Origin of the sequence: Larkinella insperata, assembly GCF_026248825.1 — a bacterium.
In the GTDB taxonomy this organism is placed as follows: domain Bacteria; phylum Bacteroidota; class Bacteroidia; order Cytophagales; family Spirosomataceae; genus Larkinella; species Larkinella insperata.
Genome location: NZ_CP110973.1, coordinates 3472030 through 3484125, shown reverse-complemented (window position 1 = coordinate 3484125; position 12096 = coordinate 3472030). Strand labels below are relative to the sequence as shown.

The 12096-nt window shown below is 55.7% G+C and carries 8 protein-coding genes; all 8 read left to right on the top strand.

The window, feature by feature from the left end; all coding sequences use genetic code 11:
* Positions 1 to 68: 68 nt before the first annotated feature.
* The 8 genes from OQ371_RS13975 (at position 69) to OQ371_RS13940 (ending at position 12018) form a co-directional block, all read left to right on the top strand.
* The gene (locus tag OQ371_RS13975) at positions 69 to 1100 is read left to right on the top strand and encodes a sugar phosphate isomerase/epimerase family protein (protein WP_265988606.1); all 1032 of its coding nucleotides are present in this window, start codon (positions 69 to 71) and stop codon (positions 1098 to 1100) included.
* Between the two features lie 103 nt (positions 1101 to 1203).
* Positions 1204 to 2367 (top strand): Gfo/Idh/MocA family protein, encoded by a 1164-nt coding sequence (locus tag OQ371_RS13970; protein WP_265988604.1) that lies wholly within the window; start codon positions 1204 to 1206, stop codon positions 2365 to 2367.
* 79 nt (positions 2368 to 2446) lie between these two features.
* Entirely contained in the window at positions 2447 to 3940 is a 1494-nt protein-coding gene (locus tag OQ371_RS13965; RefSeq protein WP_265988603.1) for a sugar ABC transporter ATP-binding protein, read from the top strand.
* Positions 3941 to 3958: 18 nt separating this feature from the next.
* On the top strand, positions 3959 to 4945 hold the full coding sequence (locus tag OQ371_RS13960; RefSeq protein WP_265988602.1) for an ABC transporter permease: 987 nt from the start codon (positions 3959 to 3961) through the stop codon (positions 4943 to 4945).
* 21 nt (positions 4946 to 4966) lie between these two features.
* Positions 4967 to 5902, top strand: a complete 936-nt coding sequence (locus OQ371_RS13955) for a sugar ABC transporter substrate-binding protein (RefSeq protein ID WP_265988601.1) — start codon at positions 4967 to 4969, stop codon at positions 5900 to 5902.
* A gap of 120 nt (positions 5903 to 6022) precedes the next feature.
* Complete coding sequence (locus OQ371_RS13950; RefSeq protein WP_265988600.1) at positions 6023 to 8344, top strand: PSD1 and planctomycete cytochrome C domain-containing protein; 2322 nt, start codon at positions 6023 to 6025, stop codon at positions 8342 to 8344.
* A gap of 4 nt (positions 8345 to 8348) precedes the next feature.
* Positions 8349 to 9803 carry a DUF1501 domain-containing protein gene (locus OQ371_RS13945; protein ID WP_265988599.1) on the top strand — a complete coding sequence of 485 codons (1455 nt, stop codon included), beginning with the start codon at positions 8349 to 8351 and terminating at the stop codon, positions 9801 to 9803.
* A gap of 40 nt (positions 9804 to 9843) precedes the next feature.
* Complete coding sequence (locus OQ371_RS13940; protein WP_265994308.1) at positions 9844 to 12018, top strand: c-type cytochrome domain-containing protein; 2175 nt, start codon at positions 9844 to 9846, stop codon at positions 12016 to 12018.
* Positions 12019 to 12096: the final 78 nt, after the last annotated feature.

Below are 12096 nucleotides of genomic sequence, written 5' to 3'. Positions count from 1 at the left end.
CGGATCAATGCACGTCAGCTACCCGAAACTGCCAATCAACCACTAATACCTTAAACCAAAAAATCATCATGAGCGCAAATACATTCCCCAAGCTCCACAACGCCACCTGGCCGGGTGTCGTGGGTAAAGGCCCTGACTCCGAACCCCTGATTCCCATTGATACGATGCTGGAACTGACGGCAGGTGCGGAAGTCGACGGTGTGAAGTTCGACGGCGTCGATGTTGGCTTATTCGACCCCAGTATCGACATCAACGACCCCAAGGAAGGCGCTAAAAAATTAGCCGACAAAGTAGCGGCCCACAATCTGGTCATCGGTTCGCTGGTGGCGCCAATCTGGGGCGGCCCCATCCTGGGCAGCAAAGAAGACCGGGCCGTGTTTATCGACATGGTGCGCAAAGCCTGCGAATACGGCCAGTTGCTGAAAGAAAGCGGAATTCGTCCGTACGGAGTGATTCGGATCGACTCGGCCAGTTCACCGGAACTCTGGTCGAAAGACCCGGCGGGCAGTACCAAACTGATTGCCGACACGTTCCGTGAAGCCTGCGATGTTGCCGCCGGATACGGCGAGAAGCTGGCGGCCGAGGGCGAAATCTGCTGGGGCGGTATGCATAGCTGGAAAGCGATGATTGACACACTAGTGGCGGTGGATCGTCCGAACATGGGCTTCCAGGCTGATATGTCGCACACGTTGCTGTATATGCTGGGTTACAACAGCCCCGAAGACCGCATCCTGCCCGCCGACTTCGACTGGAGCGACCGCGCGGCTTTGGAGGAGGGTCTGAAAAAAATGACGGCCGCCCTGCGCCCCTGGACCATCGACTTCCACATTGCCCAGAACGACGGAACCGTGCACGGAACCGGCTCGCACGACAAAACCGGTCGCCACTGCCTGGCCACCGATCCGAACGGTAAACTCGACATCACCAAAGACGCCGGCTACTGGCTGCGCGACGAAAACGGCAACCTCACCAAAGCCTTCAAACACATTTGCTGGGATGGCTGTATGTTCCCGAATGAGGTCATGCATAAACAACAGACCTGGAATGACATTCTGGCGGCCATGATCAAAGTTCGCGAGCAGCACGGCTGGAGTGAATAATTACCTTTTCGGTTTCGGTACCCACAAACCGGCGGGCGCCCCCTGCAGGCCATGGGTACCGAAACGAAACACCGTACATCTGTAAAACCCGTTACCTCTAACAATGGCAGCTAAAAAAGAAATACGAATTGGATTGGTCGGAACCGGTTTCATGGGCCGCACGCACTCCAACGGTTATAATCGCGTTCCTAATTTCTTCCCCGATCTGGCCTACACGCCGGTTCTGAAAGCCGTTTGCTCACGCAACGCCGAGAAAGTACAGGCCTTTGCCGACCAATGGGGTTACGAATCCATCGAAACCGACTGGAAAGCCCTGATTGCCCGCGACGACATCGACGCCGTCGATATCTGTACGCCGAACGATACCCACGCCGAAATCGCCATTGCCGCGGCCGAAGCGGGCAAAATGATTCTCTGCGAAAAACCGCTCGCCCGCAGTCTGGCTGAAGGCCAGAAAATGGTCGATGCCGTCAACAAAGCCGGGGTTGCCAACACGGTTTGGTACAACTACCGTCGTCTCCCGGCCGTCACGCTGGCGAAGCAGATTGTGGCTTCGGGCAAACTGGGCCGGATTTTCCACTACCGCGCCAACTTTTTGCAGGACTGGACCATCAACGCCGACGTTCCGCAGGGTGGTGCGGGTACCTGGCGGATGGACGTGGAAGCTGCCGGTTCGGGGGTAACGGGCGATTTGCTGGCGCACTGCATTGACACGGCCATGTGGATCAACGGCGGCATCACGGACGTGTCGGCCGTCACCGAAACGTTCGTGAAAGAACGGATGCACGCCGTGACGGGTAAAGTGCAGCCGGTGGGCATCGACGACGCCTGTATTTTCCACTGCCACTTCGAAAACGGTTCGCTGGGTCTATTTGAATCAACCCGGTACGCGCGCGGCCACAAGGCCCTGTACACGCTGGAGATCAACGGCGAAAACGCTTCGATCCGCTGGGATCTGCACGACTTGAACCGCCTGGAATACTTCGACCACAGCGATGAGTCGGTGGTGCGCGGCTGGCGTTCGATTCACGTCACGGATGGGGATCAGCCCTACATGGACAAATGGTGGGTGCCGGGTCTGGGCATCGGCTACGAACACGGTTTTATCCACCAGGTAGCCGACTTCCTGAAAAGCCTGGAAACCGGAGAACCCTGCTCGCCCACGTTCAAAGACGCGCTGGAAACCCAGAAAGTCTGCGAAGCCGTCATCAACTCGGCCAAAGCAAGAAGCTGGCAGGATACCGGCGTCGAGTGGACCGAGAAGTAAGGCGTACTGATACCAATGGACAGCCCACGGTTACAACCGTGGGCTGTTGTTTATCCCCAAATTCGTTCTGAAATCAATTATGCATCCAGATTCCATTCTTACCGTTCGCGGACTCATCAAAACCTTTTCGGGCGTGAAGGCGCTGGACGGGGTTCAGCTGGCCCTGCGGAAAGGCGAGGTTCATGCACTGATGGGCGAAAACGGGGCTGGAAAGTCAACGTTCATGAAAATTCTGGTCGGGCTGCACCAGCCGGATGCGGGTGAAATTTTCTTTGAGGGGCAGGAACTGAAAACCGGGGCCGTCAGCGAGGTGCTCAAAAAAGGCATTTCGATGATTCATCAGGAGTTGCTGGTCGTGCCGGAACTGACCGTTGCGCAAAACATCTTCCTGGGCCGCGAATCGCGCGGGGGCTTTTTTAGCTGGGTCGACGAGAAAAAACTGAATCAGGAAGCGGGAGCGCTCTTGACCCAAATGGGCGTTACGATTTCACCGACGACGAAAATGAAATACCTGAGCGTGGCCGAAATGCAGATGGTGGAAATCGCCAAAGCCATTTCGAACAACGCCAAGGTGATCATCATGGACGAGCCCACCTCCGCCCTCTCCGACAAGGAAGTGGCGACGCTCTTCGGCATCATCCGCGATCTGAAGCAGCAGGGGGTCGCCATCATTTACATTTCCCACAAAATGGACGAAATATTTACCATCTCCGACACCATAACGGTGTTGCGGGATGGCAAATACATCGCCACCCAACCCGCGGCTGACCTGGACAACCAAACCCTCATCAGGCTGATGGTGGGCCGCGAAATTGACAGTTTGTTCCCCGAATCCGTCGCGCCAAAAGGCGAAAAAGTGCTGGCCGTGCGGAATCTGCGCAGGAAAGGGAATTTTGTCGACATCAATTTTGAGGTTCATGCCGGGGAAGTGCTGGGGCTGGCGGGTTTGATGGGCGCCGGTCGCACCGAAATTGCCCGCGCCATCTTCGGACTGGACCCGCTCGACGAAGGCGAAATTTATTTAAAAGGAAAACAACTTATTATCAAGACTCCACAGGATGCGATTCAGCACGGAATTGGTTATGTTAGCGAAGACCGGAAAGGATTGGGGTTCATTCCCGCCTTGTCGGTGAAGCATAACCTAACGCTGGGCAGCCTGTCGAACCACGCCCGGGGGCCGTTTATTCAGGACCAGAGCGAAACGGCCACCGCGACCCGGATGATTACGGATTTGCGGATCAAAACCGCCGGTCCGGATCAGCAGGTCCGGTTTCTGAGCGGGGGCAACCAGCAAAAAATAGTGATCGGCAAAGTCCTGTTGTCGTCGCCGGAGCTGGTCATTCTCGACGAACCGACGCGGGGCATCGACATTGGTGCCAAGTCCGAGATTTATAAACTGATCAACCGGCTGGTGGCCGACGGTATTGCGGTGATCATGATTTCGTCCGAATTGCCCGAAATCCTGGGCCTGAGCGACCGGATTCTGGTGCTGTCGCAGGGCCGACAAACCGCGCTGCTGAGCAAGGAAGAAGCAACGCAGGAAACGATCATGCACTACGCGGTGCATCACTAATTACGCTTGACAACCCGAATGAAGACCCTTTTTAAACCTGAACTGACTACTCCTGAAAAAGCGTCACCCAGGCGCCTGCGCGGCCTGGGCCAGTACGGCCTTCTGATCGCTTTCCTCGTTGTCTGCGTGGTGTTGTCGATGATTACACCCAGGTTTCTGACGGTTTCCAACCTGATGATCATCGTTACGCAGGTTTCGATCAATGCGCTGCTGGCGTTTGGCGTCACATTTGTCATCATCACCGGCGGCATCGACCTTTCCATCGGCTCCACGGTGGCCGTAACGGGGGTCGTAGCGGCTATGTTTGCCCATCCGGACACGTACCCGGTCATCGTACCGGTATTGGCCGGGCTAGCGGCCGGTTTGCTGCTGGGCGCGTTCAACGGGCTGGTGATCACCAAAAGCAAAGTGCCGCCGTTCATCGTCACACTGGGCACCATGACCATCGGCCGGGGCCTGGCCCTGATTCTGAGCAAAGGTCGGCCCGTTTCGAACCTCTCGGATTCGTTCAACTTCATCGGCGGTGGTCAACTCCTGGGCATCCCGACGCCCATCATCATCCTGATTGTTTTCTTCATCATCTGCTCCGTATTGCTCCGGAAAACCGTTCTTGGCCGCTACATGTACGCGGTCGGCGGCAACGAACAGGCCGCCAAAGCATCGGGCATCCAGTTGAGCAAGGTCAAAATGGTGGTCTATACACTCTGCGGAGGGTTGGCGGCTCTGGCCGGAATCCTGCTCACTTCCCGCATCACCACCGGCCAGCCGAACGCGGGCGTCGGTTTTGAACTCGATGCCATTGCGGCCGCCATCATCGGTGGCACCAGCACCTCGGGCGGTACCGGCACCATGACCGGCACCCTGATCGGTGCGTTGCTGATCGGTGTTATCAGCAACGGGCTGGATTTAATGAACGTCACCTCCTACTACCAGCAGGTCGTAATGGGCATTATCATCATCGGCGCGGTGGTTCTGGATAGTTTAAATCAACACAAGAACGGGTAACCGATTCCCTATATTTATTTTATGAAACCAATTATTTTTTATTCCTTTTCCTTACTAATTGCCAGCGTTTTAACCAGTTGCAACCAATCCTCGTCGGGCGAAAACGGCGAGAAAAAACTAACGGTGGGCGTCTCGATGCTCAGTATGCAGAACGAGTTTATCGTCAATGTCCACGACGAAATTGAGAAAAAAGCGAAGGCATCGGATGTGGAACTGATCACCGTCGATGCCGAGCGGTCGGCCCTAAAACAGATCGAGCAGGTGGAGAGCTTCATTGCGCAGGGTGTCGACGCCATCATCATGAACCCCTGCGAAGTAGAAGCCAGTTCCCCCGCCGTAACCAAGGCCCTGGCCGCCAACATCCCCATCATCAACGTCAACTCCGAAACCACGGCCAAACCGTCGGCCTTCATCGGTTCCGACGACGTGGAATCGGCGCGGATTGCCATGAAATTCATTGCCGAAAAACTGAACGGCAAAGGCAATGTGCTGATGATACATGGTTACATGGGTCAGGCGGCTCAAATCAAACGCGAACAGGGCGCGCGCGAAATCCTGAAACAGTACCCCGGCCTGAAACTGATCGCCCACCAGACCGCCGAGTGGGACCGAGCCAAGGCCATGGCCCTGATGGAAAACTGGATTCAGTCGTACGGCAACACCATCAACGCGGTTTTCGCCCAGAACGACGAGATGGGCCTGGGAGCCGTCAAGGCCCTGACCGATGCCGGTTTGAAGGATAAAGTGGTGGTGGTCAGTATCGACGCCATTCCGGATGCCCTGCAGGCCGTTCAGAAGAGCACGCTCGACGCGACGGTTTTCCAGAATGCCGAGCAGCAGGGCGCGCAAGCCATCGAAACGGCCATCAAAATTGCCAAAGGCCAACCCTACGAAAAGCAGGTCTTGATCCCGTTTCAGTTGGTTACCAAGGACAATTTGACTAAATTTATGAAATAGTATTATTATCCCGTGGAATCATATCAGTCCTTAACGCGTTCTTTTTGTTAATTGCTCTTTATTTTGGGAAACAGCCTAGTGACTGTAACCCCGCGAATTCCTAAACCTGAATAGTAAATAATGAAGCGGTTCTCTTATTTGATTGGTGCATTGACCGGCTTTGTGGGAATGATTCAGGCCTGTCAAACGGACTCCACTACGAAGACCGACGACGCCAAACTGCCGGATGAAGTCAGTTATAATTTTGACATCCGGCCCATTCTCTCCGACAAATGCCTGGCCTGCCACGGCCCCGATGCCAACAAACGCGAAGCAGGTTTGCGGCTCGATGTGGCCGAAAGCGCCTTCAAAGCCTTGCAGGAAAACCCGTCGGCCCACGCGCTGGTGGCGGGAAAACCCGAATTGTCGGAAGCATTCCTGCGCATCACCACCCAGGATACGTCCCTGCTGATGCCCCCGCCCTCGTCCAACCTTAAGCTGACCCAGCGCGAAGTCAAGCTGATTGAGAAGTGGATCAAACAGGGCGCCAAATACGAAAAACACTGGGCGTTTGTGGCTCCGAAAAAACCGGCGCTGCCCGAAGTGGATCAGAAAGACTGGCCCAAAAACGAGATTGATTATTTTGTTCTCCATAAGCAAGAGCAGAAAGGGCTGGCCCCCAACGAGGAAGCCGACAAAGAGCGGTTGCTGAAACGCGCAAGTCTCGATCTGACGGGTTTACCGCCGACGCTGGAAATGATGGATCGGTTTCTGGCCGACAACAGCCCGAACGCGTACGAAAAAGCCGTTGATCAATTGCTGAAAAACCCGGCCTACGGCGAGAAAATGGCCCTGCACTGGCTGGACCTGGCCCGCTACGCGGATTCGCACGGCTACCAGGACGACGGCTACCGAACGCAGTGGCCCTGGCGCGACTGGGTGATTCACGCGTTCAACAAAAACATGCATTACAACGACTTCGTTACCTGGCAGTTGGCGGGTGATCTGTTGCCCAACTCGACCAAAGAGCAACTGCTGGCGACGGGTTTCAACCGCAACCACAAAATCACGGAAGAAGGGGGCGTCATCCCGGAAGAATACCGGATTATGTACGTCACTGACCGGACGGATTTGTTTGGCAAGGGCCTGCTGGGCGTGACGATGGAATGCGCGCACTGCCACGACCACAAGTACGACCCCTTCTCGCAGAAAGAATACTACCGGCTTTTCGCGTTCTTCAACAACGTCGAAGAAGTGGGCATTGAGTCGGTGATTGGCGGCCCCGAAACGTACGCCAAAAAACCGTTGATGGAAATCAGCGACGCGGACGTAAAAAACATTCTGACGTTCGTAAACAAACCCGACACCAACCGGCTGATCGTATCGGTCATGGGCGACATGAAGCCGGATACGATGCGGAAAACGTACATTCTGCAACGCGGAAATTACGACGCGCCGGGCGACGAAGTGCAGGCCGGAACGCCCGAATCGATTCTGCCCTTCAACAAAAATTACCCCAAAAACCGGCTGGGACTGGCGCAGTGGCTGTTCGACAAGAAAAACCCATTGACCGCCCGGGTGTACGTTAACCTGCTCTGGCAGGAATTTTTCGGCAAAGGCATTGTCAAAACCTCCGGCGACTTCGGAATGCAGGGCGACCTGCCCACCCACCCCGAACTGCTGGACTGGCTGGCCGTCGATTTCATGAGCCACAACTGGGACATCAAACGGTTGGTGAAACAAATGGTCACGTCGGCCACCTACCGGCAATCGGCAGTTATTTCACCGGAAAAGCTCAAAAACGACCCGGACAACGTCTACCTGGCGCGGGGCCCGCGCTACCGCATTCACGCCGAGTTTGTCAAGGATCTGGTGCTGTCGAGCAGCGGTTTGCTGAACCGTTCCATCGGTGGCCCCAGCGTAAAACCGTACCAGCCCGCGGGCTTGTGGGAAGGTGCCACCTCGGGCCGGGGCTTGCTCTCGACCTACAACCAGGACCACGGCCCCAGCCTTTACCGCCGGGGCATGTACACCCTGATCAAACGAACGGTTCCGCCCCCGTCGATGGCGATTTTCGACGCCAGCAACCGGGATTTGTGCGAAGTCAAACGCCTGAAAACCAATACGCCGTTGCAGGCGCTCGTGATGATGAACGACCCCACGGTCCTGGAAGCGTCGCGCGTACTGGCGGCCCGGTTGTTGCAGGAAAATAGCGCGGACAAGGACAAGATCACCAAGGCGTTTCGCCTGATTGTGGGCCGAAAACCGCGGGAACAGGAAGTCGAAACGCTGACGGCGTATTACGAAAAAGAAGCGAAGGAAATCAAAAAACCGGTGGCCGAAAAAGCCCTCGCCGTGGGGGAATACCCCGTTCCCGAAAAAATTGACCGGACGAAACTGGCCGCCCTGATGCGGGTCGTCTCGACCATTTACAACCTGGAAGAAACCATTACGAAAACTTAATTTCATGGAAAAGGAAATCTTAGAACACGGCTTTAATTTCAACCGGCGTCGGTTCCTGTCCCGGTTAAGTTTAGGACTCGGCAGCGCGGCTTTGGGGTCGCTCATGGTTCCGGATTTGTTTGGGGGCAACAGCGCCGACGAAGAAGGGTTTACGCCCGGCATTCCGCACTTTGCACCCAAAGCCAAACGCGTTATTTACCTGTTCCAGAACGGCGCCCCCTCGCAGCAGGAACTGTTTGATTACAAGCCCAAACTACGCGAAATGCTGGGGCAGGAAATCCCGCCCTCGGTGCGCGGCAACCAACGGCTGACCGGCATGACGGCCAACCAGTCATCGTTTCCGCTGGTGGGCTCGTTCGTCGATTTCAAGCAGTACGGGCAGTCGCGGGCCTGGGTGAGCGACCTGTTTCCGTATACGGCCAAAATCGTGGACGACCTCTGCATTGTTAAGTCGATGTACACCGAAGCCATCAACCACGACCCGGCGCTGACCTTCCTGCAAACCGGCTCGCAGCAGGGCAACCGCCCCAGCATGGGCGCGTGGCTGAGCTACGGTCTGGGCAACGAAAACAAAAACCTGCCCAACTTCACGGTGCTGCTGTCGCGCGGGGTCGGCAACGGGCAGGGCGTTTACTCGAAACTGTGGTCCAACGGTTTTCTGGATTCCATTCACCAGGGCGTGCAGTTCAGCAAGGGCGAAGACCCGGTCTTGTACCTGCGCGATCCGGAAGGCATGGACCGGCACGCGCGCCGGGATATGCTGGACAACCTGGCTAAACTCAACGACATGGCCTACCAGGAGTTCGGCGATCCGGAGATTTCGGCCAAAGTAAAGCAGTACGAAATGGCCTACCGGATGCAGATGGCGGTGCCGGAAGTCATGGATTTGTCGAAAGAATCGGACGACATCGTCAAGCTTTACGGCCCGGACTGTCTGGTACCGGGTACCTATGCCGCCAACTGTTTGCTGGCCCGCAAGCTGTCCGAAAACGGTGTCCGGTTTGTGCAGCTTTACCACCAGGGCTGGGACCAGCACGGCAACCTGCCGTTCGAGATCGCCAAGCAGGCCAAAGACGTGGATCAGGCGTCGGCAGCTCTGGTAACCGACCTCAAACAACGCGGTTTGCTGGACGAAACGCTGGTGATCTGGGGTGGTGAATTTGGCCGGACCAGCTACACGCAGGGCAAGCTAACCGCCGACAACTACGGCCGCGACCACCACCCGCGCTGCTTCACAATCTGGATGGCGGGTGGCGGCATCAAACCCGGCATCGTTTACGGCGAAACCGACGAACTGGGGTACAACATCGCCCAGAATCCGGTACACGTTCACGATTTTCAGGCAACGGTTCTGCACCAGTTGGGCCTCAATCACGAAAAATTGATATTCAAACACCTGGGCCGTCGCTACCGGCTGACGGATGTGTCCGGAAAAGTCGTGCGCGACCTTATTGCCTGAAAAAGTACCCCATTCCTAAACCCGCTGGATTGTTTTTGTGATGACTAAGAAGGTCAAAAGTCTGGCCGAGCAGGCATTGTTTGCTTCGGCCGTCTTCATACTATTTCTATTGCTTTTCGAGAGCCGGATCGTCGTTCCGGCCTGGGTGCAGTCCATTGGGCGTATGCACCCGTTGTTTCTTCATTTCCCGATTGTCATTCTGCTGCTGGCGATGGCGATGGAACTTTTTCGTTTTAATGCTACTTACGCGACTAACGAATTTTACCGGGGTTTCCTGACCAACCTGCTGCTGATCGGGATTCTGTCGGCCGGCATTACGGTGATCATGGGTCTGTTTCTGTCCCAGGAAGACGGTTATACGGGCGAGGTCCTGCAATGGCATAAATGGACGGGCGTCGGGCTTTTTTACCTTTCCGCTTTCATCTACTGGAGCCGCACGAAAAACTGGTACAAGGCTCCGCTGGCCAAATCCACAGCCATCCTGACGGTCTTTCTGCTGGTGGGTGCGGGCCATTACGGCGCGGTGCTGACCCACGGCGACAACTTCATTTCCGGACCGATTATCCAAGAAACTGAACCAGAACCGGTGGCGCTGGATCAGGCAATGGTGTACAAAGACGTCATCAAACCGATATTTGAGCAGAAATGCATCAGTTGCCATAATTCCGAAAAATTGAAGGGTCAACTGAGCATGGCCAGTGAGGAAGCGCTGCTGAAAGGCGGCAAATCCGGCAAGCTCTTCAAACCCGGCGACCCTGATCAGAGCCTGCTGCTCCAGCGAATTCATTTGTCGGAAGAAGACAAAAAGCACATGCCGCCCAAAGGCAAAACGCAGTTGACCACCGACGAAATCACGTTGCTGGCGCTGTGGGTTAAAGGCCGCCCGGATTTTAATGAGAAGGTCGTTGATCTGCCGCCCACCGATTCCCTCCGGCGCATCGCATCGACCCGGTTCAGACCTGCCGATCAGGCCGAAGAGGTTTACCAGTTTGCCGCGGCTGACGAAGAAACCGTTCAGAAACTGAACAACGACTACCGCACGATTGCCCCGCTGGCTAAAGAATCTCCGGCGCTGGCGGTCAACCTCTACAACCGAAGCACCTACTCCGCCGAAAAATTGCAGGAACTGAGCGACATCAAAAGCCAGATTGTGTCGTTGAATCTAACCAAATTGCCGGTGAAGGATGCCGACCTGAAAACAATCAGCCAGTTTGAAAACCTGCAACGACTGGATTTAAATTTCACGGATGTGACGGGCAAAGACCTGAAGGAACTGGCCAAACTGCAACACCTGAAAAGCCTGACGCTCTCCGGCACGAAGGTTACCTACGCCGACTTGCAGAGCCAGATCCGGGATTTTAAAAATCTGCAGACCGTGTCGTTGTGGGAAACCAAGCTGAGCCCCTCAGAAATTCAGCAGCTGCAGAAAGCGCACAAAAACATCACGTTTATTGCCGGTTTCAAAGACGACGGCAGCAATCCGCTCACGCTGAATCCGCCGGAGGTAAAAAACAGTTCGATGGTTTTCGCGCAGACGCTGCCGCTGGACCTGCGGCACCCAATCAAGGGCGTTCAGATCCGCTACACCACCGATGGTACCGAACCCGACAGCATCTACTCGCCGGTTTTCAACAACAAAACCGTGCTGACCGACCGGACAACCATCAAGGCCCGAGCCTACAAAGACGGTTGGTATGGCAGCAGCGTCGCTACCTTCGACTTCTTTCGGTCCGCCTACAAACCCGACAGCATCATCCTGTTGCAGCCGCTGAACCGGGTTCACCAGGCCGAGGGTCCCAAATCATTCTTTGACCAGAAGCTGGGCACGTTTAACGCCAACAGCCCGGCTTGGGCCAACAACTGGACTGGCGTTCGCAACAACGACATGGTGGTGGTTTCGGAGTTCAAAAAACCGATAACGGCCTCGTCGGTCGCCCTGCGCATCATGGTTGAAGAAGCCACCGGCATTTTCCCGCCGGGCACGGTTGAAGTCTGGGGCGGTCCCAGCCCGGATCAGATGAAACTGCTCTCGACCGTTAAACCAAAGATGCCGGTCAAGGGCGAAGAACACTCGCTGACCAACGTAACCTGTACGTTTAAACCGCAAACCGTAGCCTGTCTCAAAGTCGTCGCCAAACCGTGTACCCTGCCCGAATGGCACGGCGGCAAAGGCAAACCGGGGCTGGTGCTGGTGGACGAGATGTTTATCAATTAGCCTGAAAATCAACACATCGCAGGTAGAAAAAGCGGACAAGTCCGCTTTTTTGCGTACATTCCGTTTCCTAATGACCCG